The organism is Fredinandcohnia onubensis, from assembly GCF_002734285.1.
In the GTDB taxonomy this organism is placed as follows: Bacteria; Bacillota; Bacilli; order Bacillales; family Bacillaceae_L; genus Ferdinandcohnia; species Ferdinandcohnia onubensis_A.
Genome location: NZ_NSEA01000009.1, coordinates 18818 through 37364, shown reverse-complemented (window position 1 = coordinate 37364; position 18547 = coordinate 18818). Strand labels below are relative to the sequence as shown.

General features: G+C 37.6%; 16 protein-coding genes and 1 riboswitch. Of the genes, 3 read left to right on the top strand and 13 right to left on the bottom strand.

The features are described 5' to 3' along the window. Window positions 1–10: 10 nt before the first annotated feature. The 4 genes from CKJ95_RS09885 to CKJ95_RS09870 all read right to left on the bottom strand — a co-directional run bounded on the left by CKJ95_RS09885 (window position 11) and on the right by CKJ95_RS09870 (window position 3154). Window positions 11–820 carry an SDR family NAD(P)-dependent oxidoreductase gene (locus CKJ95_RS09885; protein ID WP_099353259.1) on the bottom strand — a complete coding sequence of 270 codons (810 nt, stop codon included), beginning with the start codon at window positions 818–820 and terminating at the stop codon, window positions 11–13. A gap of 213 nt (window positions 821–1033) precedes the next feature. Continuing rightward, window positions 1034–2089, bottom strand: a complete 1056-nt coding sequence (locus tag CKJ95_RS09880; RefSeq protein WP_099353258.1) for a C45 family autoproteolytic acyltransferase/hydolase — start codon at window positions 2087–2089, stop codon at window positions 1034–1036. A 180-nt stretch (window positions 2090–2269) separates the two neighbouring features. Beyond that, window positions 2270–2494, bottom strand: coding sequence for a DUF378 domain-containing protein (locus CKJ95_RS09875; RefSeq protein ID WP_099353257.1), 225 nt, complete (start codon window positions 2492–2494; stop codon window positions 2270–2272). 78 nt (window positions 2495–2572) lie between these two features. After that, the gene (locus tag CKJ95_RS09870) at window positions 2573–3154 is read right to left on the bottom strand and encodes a TetR/AcrR family transcriptional regulator (protein WP_099353256.1); all 582 of its coding nucleotides are present in this window, start codon (window positions 3152–3154) and stop codon (window positions 2573–2575) included. A 179-nt stretch (window positions 3155–3333) separates the two neighbouring features. Here CKJ95_RS09870 and CKJ95_RS09865 point away from each other — a divergent pair, with 179 nt between their 5' ends. From CKJ95_RS09865 to clpP, 3 genes are all read left to right on the top strand, one after another. Then, window positions 3334–4257 (top strand): DsbA family protein, encoded by a 924-nt coding sequence (locus CKJ95_RS09865; protein ID WP_099353255.1) that lies wholly within the window; start codon window positions 3334–3336, stop codon window positions 4255–4257. Between the two features lie 206 nt (window positions 4258–4463). After that, a complete protein-coding gene (locus tag CKJ95_RS09860) occupies window positions 4464–5174 on the top strand; it encodes a sigma-70 family RNA polymerase sigma factor (protein ID WP_099353254.1) in 711 nt (236 codons plus the stop codon). A gap of 4 nt (window positions 5175–5178) precedes the next feature. Continuing rightward, a complete protein-coding gene (gene clpP / locus CKJ95_RS09855; protein ID WP_099353253.1) occupies window positions 5179–5781 on the top strand; it encodes an ATP-dependent Clp endopeptidase proteolytic subunit ClpP in 603 nt (200 codons plus the stop codon). A gap of 65 nt (window positions 5782–5846) precedes the next feature. Here the strand turns inward: clpP and CKJ95_RS09850 are convergent, their stop codons facing one another. The 9 genes from CKJ95_RS09850 to CKJ95_RS09810 form a co-directional block, all read right to left on the bottom strand. Next, window positions 5847–7163 carry a Na+/H+ antiporter NhaC family protein gene (locus CKJ95_RS09850; protein WP_099353252.1) on the bottom strand — a complete coding sequence of 439 codons (1317 nt, stop codon included), beginning with the start codon at window positions 7161–7163 and terminating at the stop codon, window positions 5847–5849. Window positions 7164–7196: 33 nt separating this feature from the next. Next, entirely contained in the window at window positions 7197–7961 is a 765-nt protein-coding gene (locus CKJ95_RS09845; RefSeq protein WP_099353251.1) for an SDR family NAD(P)-dependent oxidoreductase, read from the bottom strand. 130 nt (window positions 7962–8091) lie between these two features. Continuing rightward, the gene (locus CKJ95_RS09840; protein ID WP_099353250.1) at window positions 8092–9195 is read right to left on the bottom strand and encodes a 5-methyltetrahydropteroyltriglutamate--homocysteine S-methyltransferase; all 1104 of its coding nucleotides are present in this window, start codon (window positions 9193–9195) and stop codon (window positions 8092–8094) included. Window positions 9196–9313: 118 nt separating this feature from the next. After that, a riboswitch (SAM riboswitch) is annotated at window positions 9314–9415 on the bottom strand. A 113-nt stretch (window positions 9416–9528) separates the two neighbouring features. Further along, complete coding sequence (locus CKJ95_RS09835) at window positions 9529–10407, bottom strand: DMT family transporter (protein ID WP_099353249.1); 879 nt, start codon at window positions 10405–10407, stop codon at window positions 9529–9531. Window positions 10408–10622: 215 nt separating this feature from the next. Further along, the gene (locus CKJ95_RS09830; protein ID WP_099353248.1) at window positions 10623–12149 is read right to left on the bottom strand and encodes an AbgT family transporter; all 1527 of its coding nucleotides are present in this window, start codon (window positions 12147–12149) and stop codon (window positions 10623–10625) included. A 21-nt stretch (window positions 12150–12170) separates the two neighbouring features. Continuing rightward, on the bottom strand, window positions 12171–13370 hold the full coding sequence (locus tag CKJ95_RS09825; RefSeq protein WP_099353247.1) for an amidohydrolase: 1200 nt from the start codon (window positions 13368–13370) through the stop codon (window positions 12171–12173). Window positions 13371–13719: 349 nt separating this feature from the next. Beyond that, window positions 13720–14988 carry a mechanosensitive ion channel family protein gene (locus CKJ95_RS09820; protein WP_099353246.1) on the bottom strand — a complete coding sequence of 423 codons (1269 nt, stop codon included), beginning with the start codon at window positions 14986–14988 and terminating at the stop codon, window positions 13720–13722. 273 nt (window positions 14989–15261) lie between these two features. Continuing rightward, window positions 15262–17850: an ABC transporter permease gene (locus tag CKJ95_RS09815; protein WP_099353245.1), complete on the bottom strand. Its 2589-nt coding sequence runs from the start codon at window positions 17848–17850 to the stop codon at window positions 15262–15264. Further along, on the bottom strand, window positions 17847–18530 hold the full coding sequence (locus CKJ95_RS09810) for an ABC transporter ATP-binding protein (protein ID WP_099353244.1): 684 nt from the start codon (window positions 18528–18530) through the stop codon (window positions 17847–17849). Before CKJ95_RS09810 ends, CKJ95_RS09815 begins: the two co-directional genes overlap by 4 nt. Window positions 18531–18547 lie beyond the last annotated feature (17 nt).

The following is an 18547-nucleotide window of genomic DNA, read 5'->3' as shown; positions in this document are numbered from 1 at the left end:
TTTCAATCTATTAATTAGTATTGTGCTTTTTCATAAATTCTTCGAAATCAGCAATACTTGGATTTCCTATATAATGTCCACCCTCTACTTGAATGGTTTGCCCTGTGATAAACTTAGATTCATCTGAAGCCAAGAAAACAACAGTATGCCCAATATCCTCTGGCTCACCGTGATATGGTAACGCATTAAATTTTGCGAAAATGTCCAATACTTCAGGTGACATATTATTTTTCGCAGCAGGTGTTAGAATCAACCCAGGAGCAACCGCATTACAGCGAATCTTATTTTTTCCATACTGGGTTGAGATGTATTTCGTAAGATTTACTACCCCTGCTTTTGATGCTCCATATGCAGAACGGATGGCATCACTAAAAAAGCCTGCCATTGATGCTGTATTGATAATCGAACCGCCACCAGCTTCAATCATATGTGGGATGGCAAATTTACTTCCAAGCAAAACGCTTTTTAAGTTTAGATTCATGAGACGATCCCACTCGTCAAGATCCATGTTAACTACATCTAAATCTTTCTTTAGATTTGTCCCACCAACATTGTTATATAGAACATGTATAGAACCGTATTGATTGACAGTAAATTCAACTGCCTCCTTAATAGATTCTTCACTTCCGGCATCAAGGAAAATCCCAATTGCTTCACCGCCATTTGACTTTATATCTCGTGCAACCGCTTTCGCCCCATCTGCATTAAAATCAGCAATTACCACTTGCGCTCCTTCTTTTGCCAATAATGTCGCAGATGATAACCCTATACCTGATGCGCCACCTGTTACTAGCGCAACCTTCCCCGTTACTCTTCCCATAACTGAAACCCCTTTCGAAATATTGTATTTTTACATCTAATATTTAGATATCTAACAGTTAAGCATTTAAATGTTAGCAAAACTTTCTCTTTTATGCAATCACAATATTTTACATCTTTTTGAACAGTCAGGCATCACTCGAATCCATGGTCTTATATCAGATTTGTCTACTATAAAAAACGGAGCAGTAGCTAGTGCTCTGCCCCCACTCTTTCACCTATACCAATCTGCTTTCTCCATATTGACGAATGGGATATCTGTATCAACTTCCCCTTCAATTTTTGCAAGTGAAAAATCAGCGCCATTTAACCATTCTGCAAAGTTAAATATAGTCGGTTCTTGGTCACCGCCAAGAGCGCACCAGGCTTCAAGTTTCTTTGGAAAATAAGCTGAGGTATGAATGGTTCCGGCCCAGCTTCCATAGAGCTTAGAGAAGACTCCTTTATCCGTATCATTTAAAAGGCGAAACGCGTCCAGCCCATTTAAATGATTTTTTTCTTCTATAGCCTGCAGCCTTTTGTTGGAATCATCTAGGACTCGGCGATTTTCTTCTGTTAGGATTTTAAAATGATTCGTACAAATATATCCCTGTCTTACCTCTACTCTTCTTGGTGATGTTTCTACAATAAATGGAATCTCACAGGTTGAATCGAATAAGACATAACTAAACGATCCGCGGTGTGGTATTTCTTTTAACAATTGGACGGCATCCTCTACATTTGAGCAGGTTTCAAGAATAAGTCTTCCAATCATATAACAAACGAATCCGTTTCCCGGACGTCTGCGATTCATAAAGGTATATCCCATCGTTAACCCCTTTTCGTTGATGCCATCAGATCTCCCTGTAATTTTTTGTGTTAAACCAAGGGTTGCGTAACCGCCATCTGTTGGTTGAAAAGCAACCAAACGGCCATCATAGGTCTTCGGATGGTAATCATAATTTCTAATCATATAATTTTCCCCAACTAATATTGAACAGCCTGAAGGTCGGATATTGACCCTGTATCCTCCAAATTCCATTAAGACTTTATCCAGTGACCATTTCAAAGCATCCTGGAGCCCTAAGAACTCCTCCCAAATAAAAGGCGCTAAACGCTCAAATACCTGTTTCGTCTCATCAGTATCAATTTTAAATTGTGGTTTTCTCAACTTCCACTGTTGCTCCCGATTCTTCACCAAAAATGAATCCCTCAGAAGCTCCCCCTGCATAAAACCAAAATCATAATGATTCCCTCGAAACTGAATTACATCCGCAAAAATTCCCTTCATACTAATTCCTCCTCATTAGACACGCTAGCTCGTTGTCTGTATAAAATCCGGTAAGGCAAGATATGTATACCATTTTCCCATCAATCCACTAATTAGAAAAGACTTCGTTTCCCCAAACGTAAAATAGACCAAACCCATAGGCTTGGTCTATTTTTCGGATTGATCTTCAATTAATTAGGATTAGGTTCTGCTAGTCTCAGGGACCGTTTCTCTGTCAGGTTTAAAGAGGAGCATAAGACTGTATAAACCACTTAACCCCACTAAACTGTATATAATCCTAGACAAAATGGAATCCTGGCCTCCAAAGATTGCAGCTACCAAATCAAATTGGAAGAAACCAATAAGTCCCCAATTTATTGCACCAATAATTACTAAAGCTAGAGCTAAACGTTGTAATCCATTCATCTTTATCGCCCCTTAATTTTAGTAATATTAGGTTTTGCAATAAAAATTAAAAATATACACCCCAAGTTTAATAAAATTTTACTCCGTGGATATTTTCTCTTTCTTCAAATTAATTCCGTATTTTAGATAAGGTACAGCTAATGCGATCATTTCCTCCGGGCTGACACTATCCGGATTTCTTCTCCATTCTACGGAAGCCCCGTACATTCCCCAACCCAACATGACCGATGTGATTTTTAAGGTATTTTCGTCAACAGTAGGATGCTGTTTCTTTATCATTTTATAAAAAATGACCTCAAGCTGGTCCCGGATAATACGGGCAATCGTATCCTCATAACCTCGGTGGCAGCGATTTGATAATGACAACTGAAAATTAGTGATTGCTTTAAAGATGCCGATAAATGTTTCTTCATTTAATTCACTTTGTTGATAGGACTCGCTATTTAAATTTATGAGTAAGACTTCAGATAAGACTTTTTCCAATAGGTCATAAATATCCTCAAAATGATAATAAAATGTTGCCCGATTAATCATGGCTTCCGTAGTGATATCTTTTATCGTAATGTCTTTAAATTCCTTTTTTCCTGATAGCTCAATGAATGAATCCATAATTAACTTTCGCGTGCGTAAAACTCGCGGGTCTGTTTTTTCTTGTGTCATTTCCTTCTCCCCCTCCCACTTTTCCAACAATTTTGGCAATGTGTTGGATATCCGACAAATCAAGTCATCTATTGGTATATATACTTTCCATTATCCACTAAACTGAAAGTACAAAGCAAACAAAATGGGACGGTGGTTCCATGTCCCAGAGCTAAAAACCAAAAAGTGAGGGATTTATTATGTCAAACAATAATAATTTAATGTGTGATTTGGAAACTGGCGTTTGTGGTGTAGCAGAAGACGATGACATGGAAGTAATTGATTTTAACCAACCAAAGAAAAAGATTTATTTGTATTATGTGACAGATCCAATCTGCTCACATTGCTGGGCGCTTGAACCTACTTTCCGTCGTTTCAAAGAGCAGTATGGACAGTATTTTAATTTCCACACAGTCTTAGGTGGGTTACTTGAAAAATGGCATGGCGGTCCTGTTGACCCGGCAAACGGAATTCATGGTCCTGCAGATGTTGCTGGCCATTGGAGAGAAGTTGGAGAATATTCACGTATGCCGATTGATGGATCATTGATGATTGACAATCCCGTTCAATCTTCCTTCCCACCATCTCGTGTGTATAAAGTCATTCAAAAAAATCATGGTGATGACAAAGCTAATGAATACTTACGCCATGCAAGGGAAGAACTTTTTGCATTTAATAAAAACATCGCTGAAAAATCTGTGATGGTTGATAATGTGAATCATTTAGGTTTAGAAGGAGAAGCCATTGTAAAAGAAGCAGAATCGGAAGCTGGCCAACAATTATTAAATGAAGACTTTGCTCTCGCAGCAAAACTTGGTGCCAGAGGCTTTCCAACAATTATTATGGTAAATAAAGAAAACAAAGGCGTTAAAATTGTAGGTAGCCGTACATTGGATTATTACGTTTCCGGACTATCGAAAATTACTGGCGAAGATGCACCGCAAGCAAAGCAACAACCTGCGCTATCTGACTTGCTTGAAAAAGAAATTCTATTTGCAAAAGAAATTGAAGTGATGTACGATTTGGAACCTTCTGCACTTCAAGCATTCGTTGAGAACCAATTAAAGCCAGACACGTATGAAGAAAAAGAACTCCTCGGCGAAAAATACTTTGTAAAAAAATAATGGGACATAGGGACAGGTTCACTGTCCCAGCATAATTTTAGGGACGCCGGACCTGTCCCCGCGTCCCAAAAATCGTTTCTTGTTCAAGGCTTTTACCTTGCATATAATGAAAACTAAGTAACCCTTAAAAATATTTTTCACCCCCGTATCTTTTCATACCCTTTTATTCGTTTATAAAGTAGAGACGCGCTGAAGGAGTGATTGTTTTGCATAGTAAGCTTTGGAATGGTTCAGAGGACTTTAGAGAACAGAAGGAATTTTTTACCGAGGAACAACTTCATGAACTCTATCCGATGCTCCGACGTTATTGCCAGTTTATATCCCAAAACAGCTGGGATGGAGAAGATCTCGTGCAGGAATCCTTGATTAAGGCTTGGAAGCAATATAGGCACCAGCCTACAATCTCAAGAGCTCTAATGAATAAAATTGCTCGAAATGTATGGATAGACACGGTGCGAAAACGAGGCAAAGAGTCTCTTGAAGCTATTACCGATGATGGATATGATGAATCCCTGCAAATGGAGAAACGCTTCGAGGCTGTACAACAGCTTATGAATAAGCTTACACCGAAGCAAGCTGTAATATTTGTTTTAAAAGAAGGGTTTCAGTTTCAATTATCTGAAATAGCTGAACTATTATGTACAAATGAGACTGCTGTGAAAGCCGCCATGTATCGTGCAAAACAGAAAATGGAAAAGAAAGAAGAAATTCCACTTATCCAGCAATATTGGACAGAGGATGATCGTAAACAGATTCAAAAAGTACTGCTTGAATCTTTAAACACGCAAGATCCATCCATATTAATCAAGACGATACCTTCTATCCATTCTTTATCGAAAAACACAAATCCAACTTGTTCTATGCAAAAATCACGTCTCTACAAATTTCCTTCAAGCATTGTCTCTATGGCCGCATAATAAGATGCAAGCGAATAAGGAGGAAAACAATTTGAATACGATACCATATGTAATTGAACAATCCAGTCGTGGGGAACGATCGTATGATATTTATTCAAGGTTATTAAAAGATCGGATTATTTTGATTGGCGACGAAATAAATGATGCTGTTGCCAATAGTATAGTTGCACAGCTATTATTTTTAGCAGCTGACGATCCCGATAAAGATATTTCTCTTTATATCAACAGTCCTGGAGGCTCCACATCTGCTGGTTTCGCCATTTTTGATACGATGCAATATATCAAACCAGATATTAGGACCATTTGTACAGGTATGGCTGCATCCTTTGGTGCCATGCTTTTGCTAGCCGGAACAAAAGGGAAAAGATTTGCCCTCCCAAATAGTGAAATCATGATCCATCAGCCCTTAGGTGGGGTGCGCGGCCAAGCAACTGAGATTGAAATTTCCGCAAAACGCATCCTTAAGCTTCGAGAACATACGAATCAAATCATTTCAGAACGCACAGGTCAACCTGTTGAGAAGGTAGCAAAGGATACCGATCGAGACTATTTTATGAGTGCAGAAGAAGCAAAGGAATACGGGATAATTGATGGAATCATTAAATAACCATCTTTATAAAAAAGCGAATACCACTCTCTAATGGTATTCGCTTTTTACTTTATCATGATTTGTTATGCAGCCTTAACTTTTTTACTTTTATTTCGGTCAAATCTAGGAAACCCAATTAGAATAGCAATAATACCACATATTAAAATTGTGATTGGATAGTAGGAATATGCCAAAATGCTTAACGGCGAAATTGCCGCTAACCCTGATGCGACTAACATTTGTCCTCCATATGGAACAAGACCTTGCCAGCTACTAGAAAATATATCAAGAATACTTGCAGATTTTCGTGGATCAATTTGGTATTCATCAGCAATATTCTTAGCCAATGGACCAGTGATGATAATAGAAATTGTGTTGTTAGCAGTAGCTAAATCTGTCACACTAACCAATCCAGCAATTCCAAACTCTGCTCCTTTTTTCGTTTTAATTTTACTCGTTACAAAGTTTAGAAGCCATTGGTTACCACCGTTATGCTGGATAATGCCAATCATACCTCCGATTAAAATCGCAACAATGGCTAAATCCTCCATATTTATAACACCTTGGGAAACAGCTTTTATAAATCCATTCAAGGTGTAAGAACCATCAATTAAACCAATTATCCCTGCAAAAATGGTTCCACCTAGAAGAACAATTAACACATTCACTCCCAGTAATGCCACAATTAGGACGGCTAGGTATGGAACTACTTTAATAAACTCATATGAGTAATCTCCCAAAGTTTCTACACTATTACCAGCAGTAACAAACCAAAGAATGATTGCAGATACGATAACGGCAGGTAACACAATTAGAAAATTGGTTTTAAATTTGTCACTCATTTTCGTTTGCTGTGTCCGAACTGCTGCGATGGTAGTATCAGATATCATCGAGAGGTTATCTCCAAACATCGCTCCACCAATGACCGTTCCCATTGCTAAAGCCAGGGGAATCCCTGTTTGTTCTGCTATGCCAATGCCAATTGGAGCAAGTGCAGCAACCGTTCCCATTGATGTTCCCATCGATAGAGAGATGAAACAACCGACAACAAATAATCCGACCATTAATAGATTACTAGGAATAAAGGTTAACCCCATATTTACGGTAGACTCAACTGCCCCCATACCTTTTGCAGTTTCAGCAAATGCACCTGCTAAAATAAAGATAACCGCCAATAGCATAATGTTGGGGTGTCCGGCACCTTTTGTAAATATATCAATTTTCGTAGATAATTTTTCCTTTTTATTCATGATTAATGCAACGGCAGAAGCAATAATAATCGCAACATTTAGTGGCATATTTGAAAAATCACCGGAAAAAGCTCCAGTGCCTACAAATAATAAGACAAAAATTAATAATGGAAACAACGCAGAGAAGCTTCCTTTTTTTACATCTTCCATTTCTACCTACTCCTTTCGTTTTAAAAGATTAAATCAATGCATCGTCATTCCACCCGTAACATTAATCCCTTGCCCCGTCATATAATCCGAGTATGTTGAGGCTAAAAACACTACAACATTTGCGATATCTTTAGGTTCAGCCGTTCTACCTAGCGGAACCTGAGAATAGTCCTCCTGTCTTATTAGCTCAGCAGTAAGTCCTCTTAATTCACCGCCTATTACTCTTTCCTTATGCTTCATGTCAGTTTCTACGATACCAGGACAAACCGCGTTCACATTGATTCCATCTTGAGCCAATTCAATTGCCATAGTTTTTGTAAAGCCTAATACAGCATGTTTGGAAGCAACATAGCTTCCCATTAATCGGTACCCATTTTTACCGGCTTGCGAGGAAATGTTGATAATCTTCCCACCTTGCCCTTGCTTTTTCAGAATTCTTGCGACAGCTTTACTGAACAGGTATACTCCTTTTGCGTTCACGTCCATCACAAGGTCCCAGTCTTCTTCCTTTATATCCACGGCGTAATCCATTTTTGAAATTCCGGCATTATTTACTAAGATATCTAAACGCCCAAAATGATCCATTACTTCTTGCACCGCTTTTTCAACCTGTGCGGCTATTGTAACGTCTGCCTGGAAGTAAACTAACTTTTCATTGGAATTTTCCAGTTTCAATTCTCTATCCACTACGGCTACTTTTGCCCCACACTCTAAAAATGCGTCCACAATCGCTTTTCCGATTCCTTGGGCACCGCCAGTTACAATGGCTACTTTTCCTGTTAAATCCATGCAATACATTTTTATATCCTCCATGCCTTCACAAAAAGTATTCACGTCTGATTACTTGGTTTTATCCTATAAAAGGAACAGGAAGGTACACCGTCCCACCTGCTAATGCAGATGGACGAGAGCCCCGTCCCTGGTTCCCTTATCCCCAAATTTCTTTTGAGATATCTACAATGTATTTTAATTTCTCCCATTGCTCTTCTTCAGTTAAAATATTTCCGTGGTGAGTCGAAGCAAAACCACATTGCGGGCTGATACATAAATTCTCAAGTGGTACATATTGTGATGCTTCTTTTACACGTGCAATAATATTCTCTTTAGATTCTAATTCTCCACGCTTTGATGTAAATACACCAAGTACAACGCGAGGGCCATCATTTGGGATATGCTCTAATGGAGTGAAGTCCCCCGAACGATCGTCATCATACTCTAGGAAAAAGCCATCCACTTTTTCTTTCGCAAAAAGAGTAGGAGCAATTTTTGCATAGCTGCCTTCGAATGCCCAGTTGGAGCGGTAATTTCCACGACAAAGGTGGGTGGTAATTATTAAATCTTCTGGCTTTCCCTCTAATACGCCGTTAGCAACTTTTAACGCTAATTCAATTAATTCTTCACGTGTTGAACCACTATCATTAAAAGGAATCTCCGGTGCATTAAGACCTGCTATGTAAACATCGTCTAGTTGTAAATAGCGGCAGCCTGCCTCATAAAAGGCTTTAATGGCATCTCGATATGTTTGAATAATATCATTCGCATATTCCTCAAGGTCAGGATAGATCTCCTTGTTTCGGATTCCCGCATTAAACAATTGATTCGGACTTGGGATTGTTTGTTTTGCAACCGCACGGTCACCCACGATTTCTTTAAATTCAATGAAATCTTTAACATGTGGGTGTTCAGGATTAAAGGAGATTTTTCCAATAACTCGCACATCGTATCTCTCGGTCTCTTCTCCCTTGAACTTAAAACCATGGTTTGGAACGTAGCCCTCTACTCCATTTAAATGCTCTAAGAAATCTGTGTGCCAAAATCTGCGGCGGAACTCACCATCTGTAACTGCTTGTAAGCCGATTTCAATTTGTTTATCCACAATCTTTTTAATTTCTACTGTTTCAATGTCATGAAGTTCTTGTGCTGAAAGTGCCCCTGCTTGAAAATCCTTTCTTGCCTGATGAATTACTTCTGGACGTAATAAACTTCCTACATGATCTGCCCGAAATGGAGCCTTTACTAACGTTTTTGTCATTTTAAAACCTCTCCTACTTTTTTAATTTTGGGACAAGGGACCTGTCCCTCCGTCCCACACAAAAAACCCTCTTCTTGGAAATAAGAAGAGGGTTGGATAGACATATGAAGTCCCGCTCTTCTTATCTTCTAGCTTGTTGCTACTGGAATTGGCACAGTACTTTAAAAAGTCTGTTGCCGAGGCTTCAAAGGGCCAGTCCCTCCACCTCTCTGGATAAGAAAATTCGAAATATTAAATTATGAATTAAACTTTACGCTCATTTGTAAAAATTGTCAACACTAATTTTTAAATAAAAATAATTATAGTATCGACTTGTTATGTTCTTCTTACTCCCTATGACTTTCTAGCGCTTTTCCAATTAATCTCACTTATAAAAGTAGATCCCAAGATTAAGATGCCACCCACGATTTGTATGAGGTTCATACTTTCATTTAAGATAATGGCTGCCATGATTACGGCGGAAATGGGGTCAATATAGCTTAACACGGCAATCGTTTGTCCTTTTAATTTTTTTATTGCAGAAAAATATAATAGGTACGCGACCCCTGTATGAATAATCCCAACCATTAGTAATAAACTGATTGATTGTAGACCAAGTCCGGAGTAATTCACGCTCTGCGTAGTTAGAACGTATGGAAACAGTACAATCGAAGCCATTGAAAGCTGCATAATGGTAGTTTCAAAATCTGATAGTCCTTTGATAAACTTATTGATTAGAATCATACTTGCGTAAAAAGCCGCAGCCAGTAAGCCATTCAAAATGCCTACAGGATGGTTGTATGTTCCGACCGATGTTTCAGCACCTGGATTAACAACTAAAAGCAAACCTACAAAGGCGAATACAATGCTAGTTCCCTTCATCCAAGTCCATTTTTCCTTCAATAAGAGTGGTGCCAAAATCATAACAAACACTGGGGCAAAATAATAGCTTAGCGTGGCATTCGAAATCGTTGTATATCGATAAGATTCGAATAAAAATATCCAGTTGAAGCCCAACGCTGCCCCTGATAAAAGCAGTAAGATAAGATTCCGTTTTGACATTTTTAATGAAATCTTTTGCTTGACTATAAAACTAGCACCAATTAAAAACAAACTTCCAATTGTCCCTCGAAATAAAGCCATTTCGCTCGAAGAAAGATCAATATTCTTCACAAACAACCCAATGCTACCAAAAATCAGCATCACTGCTATAAAAATAAACTTTGCTTTCATTTCCCTACTCCTATTTAAAGCCTCTCCCTCTTTCCTATGGGACACGAGGGCAGGCATAAAATGTCCTAAAACTAAATGAAACAGAAAATCTCTAGTATGAGATTCTCTGTTTCACATGTTACATTGATTTATTTAAATTGTCAGCCCATTGTCAGCCCATATTTTCATTTCCTGAATCTATTACGTAAAAAATCATATTCTCGGAATCAGTAATTCTATAAATGAATCGGCCCCTGTGGTCCAACTGGAACACCGATTAAATACCAAACCACAGCAATTATGATCCAGAATATACCGAAGAATACCGTGTATGGAAACAGACCAGAAATCAATGTACCTAACCCAATATTTTTATCGTATTTTTTCGCAAAAGACAATAGAAGTACTAGATATGGAAGCATTGGTGTAATAGGATTTGTAATGGAATCTCCAACTCGGTAAATTGCTTGTGTAAAGGCCGGGTGGTAATCCAAATACATAAACATCGGTACAAAGATTGGTGCAAGAATCGCCCACTTTGCTGATGCACTTCCAATTAGCAGATTTACAAATGCAACAAAAATAATGAACAAAATGATTAATGGAACACCTGTTATCCCTATATCATTAAGGAAGTTAGCCCCTTTAATCGCAATGATTGGACCTAAATTACTCTCGCTAAAGAATGAAAGTAATTGTGCGGCAAAGAACACTAAGACAATGTATGGACCCATCGTGCTCATCGATTTACCTAAGATATTACCAAAGTCTCTTGAACTAGTAATCGTCTTGGCACCAATTCCATAGAAGAAACCAGGAATAAAGAAGAAAATCGTTAATAATGGTACAATCCCTGAAATTAATGGGGATCCATCGATGATCGAACCAGTTTCCGGATTACGTAAAATGCCGTTTTCAGGAATAATCAGTGCCAATAAAACAATTACATAGACAGCTGTAGATATTCCTGCCCATTTTAGTCCGCGACTTTCATCTAATGAAATGTTTTCAATTGCCTCAATTTCACCTGTATATTCCCCAAATCTTGGAATCGTAAATTTATGCGTAACCCATACAGAAACAAATAACAGGACAATTGCTGATACCGCGATAAAATAATAGTTCATTGCAGGATTTGCTACATAAGTTGGATCTACCGTCTGAGCAGCTGGACCGGTAAAGCCAGCGACAAGTGTATCAGACATCCCAATAATGAAGTTTGCAGCAAATGCTCCAAGTGTGGAGGCATATGCCATAATGAGTCCTACGAGTGGATGATATCCAAAAGCCATTAATACGCTTGCTGCAAGTGGCGGCAATACAATTGGACCTGCATCACCAGCTGCGTTTCCTACAATCGCAATTAAAATAATGATTGGAATAATTAGCTTTTTTGGAGTCGTTAAGACCGCACGCTTCATAATCGTTGAGAAGAATCCGCTATTTTCAGCCATTCCAATCCCAATCATCATAACAAGAACCATACCAAGTGGAGCAAAAGCGGTAAAGTTCGTCACTGAATTTAGTAAAATCGCAACTAGACCATCCCCAGTTACAAGATTAATTGCCTCCACTGCTTCCCCTGTCGTGGGATGTGTTGCTGATACATTGAATAACGATGCAATATAAGATGAAATCAAGGTAATGGCACAAAGAATAATAAACAATACGATTGGATCGGGTAGCTTATTCCCTGCGTACTCAATCGAATCCAGCATTCGATTAAAAAATGATTTATTTTTTTTCGTTGTAGACTGCGACATACTATCTCCCTTCAGTGATGCTTATTTATTGTTAGTTAAAGTTAATGCTGTAAAGACATGGAATCGCAATCCGTCTTTCAACGCTTGTTCATCAATATCAAATTTCGGATGATGGTGTGGATACGTGATTCCCTTTTCTTCGTTCCCTGCACCAATAATGACAAAGCAACCAGGTTTTTCATTACTGAATGCAGAAAAATCTTCTCCACCAAGAAGAGGATCAACCCACTCAAGAGTTCGATCTGGTAAAAACTCTTTAATCACCTGTACCACTTCGTCTGTTACGTGTTTGTCATTCATTACCGAACTATAGCCATACGTATAGTTTACCTTTACTTCAACACCGTTTGCTTTCGCAATACCTTCAGTAATCTCACTGATACGATTTTTAACAAGTTCACGTACTTCAGGACTTAACGTTCGAACGGATCCACCAATTTCAACAGTATCAGGGATGACATTCAGTGCTAACCCACCAGCTTGGAATTTAGTTACAGAGACCACGCTTGGCTCTAGTGGATCAATCGACCGTGAGACAATATGATTAAGACCTGTAACAATTTGTGCACCTGTCGCAAGAGGGTCAATTGTTAATTGAGGAGTTGAAGCATGTCCCCCTTTACCTTGTAAAGAAATCTTAAACACATCACTTGCTGCTGTTAAAGCTCCATAACGGATGTGAATCGTACCAAATGGAACTGTTGAAAATAAATGGACACCGACAACCTCATCAACTCCGTCAAGAACTCCAGCGGAAACCATTTCTTGTGCGCCTCCAGGAGGCAGTTCCTCTGCATGTTGGAAAAGAAAGACGATTTCACCACTTAACTCTTCTTTATGCGCTGTCAAAATTTTAGCTGCTCCTAACAACATCGATGTGTGACCATCGTGACCACAAGCGTGCATGACTCCATCTTTTGTTGAGGAAAATGGTAGCCCAGTTTCTTCGTTAATAGGCAAAGCATCCATATCTGCACGAAGAGCAATGACTTTTCCTGGCTTAGATCCCTTCAAGCGTGCTACTACGCTCGTTTTTGTCGGCCTTGATAATTCAAGACCACCAAAGCTTTCAAGAAGGTCATACACAAATTGAGAGGTGTGATCCTCTTGAAAAGAAAGTTCTGGGTTTTGATGTAAATACCGACGCCATTCAATTACATCTTCATAAACATCATCTAATTGTAGAAGGATCTCATTCTTTTTCAAAGTAACATCTCCCATTTCGTTAGTAATTTTTATAAAACAAATTTGATATATAGTTACTTAGCAAAAATACTTTAGTACGTTAACATGATATAAGAATATAAAAACTATTTCAATGGGAAATTATATTAATATTATTCAGAATTAATAGTTTCGTTCTACTTTTCACCTCAATACGAGTGCATAGCACCTGAATTCCCCCGTATTTAGCCGACATTAAAACCATTTTTAAAAAAATTATTAAAAATAAAAAGGCAATACCCCATAGGATATTACCTTTAATAACTATACCTCTTGTAAAGTAATTAATTTTTGTTCGTTTTACCTTACTTAATGCGTTCGTTTTACTTTCAATTATTGTACTATATCAATTTCCCATTTCTTTATGCATTATCTCCTCTCCATTTTCAGCCACAATTGACTTGAAATCATGGCCAGATGGATTTTGGAATAAGCGCAGTCCAAATTCTGGAGCAACTGCAAAAAGATGATCAAATATATCAGCCTGGGTCGTTTCGTATACGTCCCATCTTACATCATTTGTAAAGGCATATATCTCAAGAGGCAATCCATTCTCTGTAGGTGCCAATTGCCGAACGATCAATGTCATATCCTGATTGATACCGGGATGTTTTTGAAGATAATTGCTGATATAAGCCCTAAATACACCGACATTTGTCAGAGCCCTGCCATTTACCGGATTACTACGATTAATGTTATGCTTCAGATTGTATTCTTCAATTTCATGTTCTCTTTTTGTAATATAATCCGCTAGATAGTGAATATTTTTAAATTTCTCAATCATCTCTTCTGTACAAAACGAAATACTTGTTTTATCAACAAACAAAGACCGTTTAATTCTACGTCCACCAGAGGTTTGCATTCCTCTCCAATTGATGAATGAATCGGAGATCAGTGCATAACTAGGAATTGTCGTGATCGTCTTATCAAAGTTTTGTACCTTTACTGTAACTAAAGAAATATCAATAATATCTCCATCTGCTCCATACTTTGGCATTTCAATCCAGTCACCAACGCGAACCATATCATTGGAAGTCAACTGAATTCCTGCAACAAGACCTAATAATGAATCTTTAAAAACCAACATGAACACTGCGGACAGGGCACCAATCCCACTGAGAAGAATAAAAGGACTCTTCCCCATTAGGTTTGCGATAACCAAGATGAATCCTAGGGTTATTACAACAATTTTCACAACCTGAACGTACCCTTTTATAGGCCTAGTTTTAGAGATTTCATAGGTTTCATAAATATCATTTATAGCATTTAAAATACCATTAATAACCATTAATGCCACAATGATGATATAGACATTTGCAGCCATTTGAATTAAATCATCATACGGCTTAAAAGCTGAAGCGAAGAAATGAATGATAATCGCTGGAACAATATGCGACAGCCTACGAAAAACCTTCCTCTCAAGAAGCATATTATCCCATGTGTATTTTGTTCTTGTCACAATTTTTGTGATGATCCTAATGATCACCTTTTTTGTAATAAAGTTTGCGATAATACAAAGAATCGTGATAAAGAGAATCATAATTATCGTTGATAGATATTTAACTACTGTTGGGTCCAATTCATAATCTAAAAGAAATTCCTGAATTAATGTCATATGTCTCCTCCATGGTATGTATATTTCTGTCATCTGCTAAGTTGTATGAAGTTCACCACGTGATGCGAGATGCTTATTATTATATCAAATAATTTCTCCCATTCCTTCATAAACACTCATTAGATTTCGAAGAACCAATCTCCATACAAATTATTCGGATTGCAATAAATAATTACGTCTATATATCATTAATTTGTTTTCTCAAAAAAAAACCTGACCACAAATAGTAGCCAAGTCCCTTTTTTGATATGGTGGGGAAACGTTTTTTCCTCTTTAAATACTTTCCTGTTTCAACCCCTCGATTATATTTTCTTTCTTCACTTTTTGTATTGAATACAGCATGGCTGCCCCTACAATTATAAAGATGATAATCACAACAAATAGGATACTCATCCACGGGAGATTAAATCCATATTCAAACGTATTTCTAAGTGACCAATAAATTAAATACATGATGACAAAGCTTATTGGAAGTCCATATAGCAAAGCCTTCACACCGTAAAATATACTCTCATAATTAATCATTTTATTAAAACCTTTTGGTGTCATCCCTACTGATCTAAGCATTGCAAATTCACGTTTTCGAAGCGAGATACTCGTTGAAATTGTATTAAATATATTTGCGATGGAGATTAAAGAAATCAGGGCGATAAAGCCATAGGTGAAAATAGACATCAGTATGATCACTTGCTCTTGTTCTTGTCTTCTTTGATAGACGTTATAGACATGTGTACCGGAGTCTGTGATTTTATCCAACTCATCCTGTGTTGCCAATGGATCTGAACTATTCATGTATAATTCAGTTTGGATTTCACTTCTTGCCTTCTCATTTCCTGCAACAATTTTTGTTAATATCTCCTCTGGAACAATAATATCTAATCCACCAAGACTAGAAGTTGAGATCCCCATTGGTAACTGGCCGGTCAGTGCTACAACTTTTATATTAGCAAGAAATTGTTGCTCTTCAGTCTCATAGTTCATTAAATTAAGTTCAAGTGTTTCTCCTACATTAGTATGAATTGATTTTGTTTCAACAAATTTTCCCGTCTCATAATCTTGATAGTTGATGTTATCGATTATGATCGCATTAAGTTCATTTGTATTTTCAAATTTCACAGAATCCGTTCCTACTTTTGCAGAATAGGCCCTGAAGCTGTCATGATCTAAACCATGTAATCTTACGTAATAAGTAAATTTACCATCTTGTAAAATGGAGGAATCATTTTCGACGGATTTTAATAACTCGTTTGGAAGTTGATCCTTCTCTGTTAATGTTGTTAAATAGATTGTTTGAATAATACTTGAATTCGTTACATAATCAAGTTTCGTGAACGGTAAAAGATCTTCTTTTCCCATCTGATCATTAATCACTTGAATATCATAATTAATATTATCTACAGATAGTTCCAACGACTTTTTTATATCCTCTGTGAAATATGACACTGTCAAAAAGAGGACGATACTGATGACAAGCGAGAAAACAGTTGCTTGATATCTTTTCTTATTTCGTTTCAAATTTTTCAAACCAATTTCAGCTTCAATCCCAAAAAGTTTACGTACAAGTTTTGATGTCTTAACAGTTTTTCTTGATAGTTTGATATCCTGTGTTTGACGTATCGCATCAATCGCTGAAACCTTTGACGCTCTCATCGCTGGAATATAGGTGGAGATAAAAATAGTTACAATTGAAATCAGACAGGCTATTAAGAGTGAAGCTGGTGTAATGATTACATATAGTTTTTCAGCAACATTTAGAGCTCCTTCAAGATAAGTGTTAATAAACGAAAAGGTTACCCCAATTCCAGCAAGACCCGAAAGGATACCTACTGGAATACTAATCGCACCAATCACAGCTCCTTCAAAGAAGACGGAATTTCGCTTCTGTTTTTTTGTCGCTCCTACACTTGATAGCATTCCTAAATGTCTAGAGCGTTCAGATACACTAATTGCAAAAGCATTATAGATTAATGCGACTGAACCAATAATAATAACGGCCATGACAATACCTGCCACAGAAAATAAGGTCAGACGTAGACTATCATTGTCTGTGACTCCATAAAAGCGCAATAATTCTTTATTATAGGATACAGAGTTGATTCCATTTTCTTTAGCAATGATTTCTGAATGTTTATATAATGAACCCTTCACTTTTTCTAATACCACAACTGCATCTGCTGTACGACTTTTACCTAAAGCATTTTTGTCTACGTATTTAATCACCGTGTATCCTGGTGACCATGTTGGTTCCCATGTTGGACGTTTAATAGTCCCAACAATAGTAAAAGTTTCACTGGACTCAATCCTAAGTTTTTCCGTAACCCCATTTTCATCGGATTGCAATGAATAATTCTGACCTAGCGGTTCCTCTTCCCCAGCTACTATTCTTTTTCCAACTTCCACCGACAGTTTGTCACCGATGTTATATTCGACTTTAGCATTATCGGCAATTGCTTCAGAAATGACAATTTCATCATTCTTTAAAGGTAATCGTCCCTCAGCTAACTCAATCGGAAATTGTTGAAACCCTGCTGTGTTGTATTCTTTAATAAACAGATATGGTTTACTTTTATTTTTCGAACCTTCAAGCTTTGCATAGCCCAGATCATTTGAAAGGACTAATTTTTTCGTTTGACTATCTTTTTCAATTGCATGGATTTGTTCCACATTAACATCATTATATTTGACGTGCCATTCGCCGTTGTCAGCAATGTTATCTCGAATCATTAGGTTTAAAAAAGAGACACCTAGTGTGGCAACAGCAGTTATCATCGCAACAGAAATGATAACACCAATGATTGTGACGAGAGTTCTTCGTTTATTTCCCTTCAAATGTCGAATCGTCAGTTTGTTAATGATGTTCATGGACGAATCACCTCGTCCTTAGCGATCCTTCCGTCCTCTATTGAAATGACACGGTCAGCTTGAAGGGCAATACGCTCATCATGGGTAATGACAAGCAGAGTTTGATTATAGGTTTTATTGAACATCTTTAAAAGCTCAATGATTTCTCCACTGTTCTTACTATCCAAGTTACCAGTAGGTTCATCGGCCAACATAATGGCTGGATTACTAATAAGGGCACGACCGATTGAAACCCGCTGCTGCTGACCTCCTGAAAGCTGATTTGGCAAATGATTTAAGCGTTGTTCTAGACCAAGAATCTTTACAATATCGGCAAACTGCTTCGGGTCAACCTTATGTTCATCCAATAGCATGGGTAATGTAATATTTTCTTCTACCGTTAAGATCGGAATTAAGTTATAAAACTGATAGATTAACCCAATTTGTCTTCTTCTAAAAATCGCGAGTTGTGTTTCATTTAGTTCATAAATATCTGTGTTATCAATTAGAACCTTACCGCTAGATGGTCGGTCCACACCACCAAGCAGGTGCAAGAGTGTTGATTTACCTGAACCAGAGGGGCCGATAATGGCCACAAATTCTCCCTTTTTTACTGAAAATGAAACATTATCAAGTGCCTTAACTGCTGTTTCACCTTTTCCATATACCTTAGACAGATTCTCGATTTGTAAAATATTCATCCGTAAACCTCCATATT

Excerpts from the sequence above, each read along its gene's own strand:
- CKJ95_RS09870 (WP_099353256.1), bottom strand. The coding sequence starts at position 3,154 with ATGACACAAGAAAAAACAGACCCGCGAGTTTTACGCACGCGAAAGTTA.
- CKJ95_RS09885 (WP_099353259.1), bottom strand. The coding sequence starts at position 820 with ATGGGAAGAGTAACGGGGAAGGTTGCGCTAGTAACAGGTGGCGCATCA.
- CKJ95_RS09825 (WP_099353247.1), bottom strand. The coding sequence starts at position 13,370 with ATGGGAGATGTTACTTTGAAAAAGAATGAGATCCTTCTACAATTAGAT.
- CKJ95_RS09845 (WP_099353251.1), bottom strand. The coding sequence starts at position 7,961 with ATGTATTGCATGGATTTAACAGGAAAAGTAGCCATTGTAACTGGCGGT.
- CKJ95_RS09875 (WP_099353257.1), bottom strand. The coding sequence starts at position 2,494 with ATGAATGGATTACAACGTTTAGCTCTAGCTTTAGTAATTATTGGTGCA.
- CKJ95_RS09810 (WP_099353244.1), bottom strand. The coding sequence starts at position 18,530 with ATGAATATTTTACAAATCGAGAATCTGTCTAAGGTATATGGAAAAGGT.
- CKJ95_RS09835 (WP_099353249.1), bottom strand. The coding sequence starts at position 10,407 with ATGAAAGCAAAGTTTATTTTTATAGCAGTGATGCTGATTTTTGGTAGC.
- clpP (WP_099353253.1), top strand. The coding sequence starts at position 5,179 with ATGCAAGCGAATAAGGAGGAAAACAATTTGAATACGATACCATATGTA.
- CKJ95_RS09880 (WP_099353258.1), bottom strand. The coding sequence starts at position 2,089 with ATGAAGGGAATTTTTGCGGATGTAATTCAGTTTCGAGGGAATCATTAT.
- CKJ95_RS09815 (WP_099353245.1), bottom strand. The coding sequence starts at position 17,850 with ATGAACATCATTAACAAACTGACGATTCGACATTTGAAGGGAAATAAA.
- CKJ95_RS09850 (WP_099353252.1), bottom strand. The coding sequence starts at position 7,163 with ATGGAAGATGTAAAAAAAGGAAGCTTCTCTGCGTTGTTTCCATTATTA.
- CKJ95_RS09865 (WP_099353255.1), top strand. The coding sequence starts at position 3,334 with ATGTCAAACAATAATAATTTAATGTGTGATTTGGAAACTGGCGTTTGT.
- CKJ95_RS09820 (WP_099353246.1), bottom strand. The coding sequence starts at position 14,988 with ATGACATTAATTCAGGAATTTCTTTTAGATTATGAATTGGACCCAACA.
- CKJ95_RS09840 (WP_099353250.1), bottom strand. The coding sequence starts at position 9,195 with ATGACAAAAACGTTAGTAAAGGCTCCATTTCGGGCAGATCATGTAGGA.
- CKJ95_RS09830 (WP_099353248.1), bottom strand. The coding sequence starts at position 12,149 with ATGTCGCAGTCTACAACGAAAAAAAATAAATCATTTTTTAATCGAATG.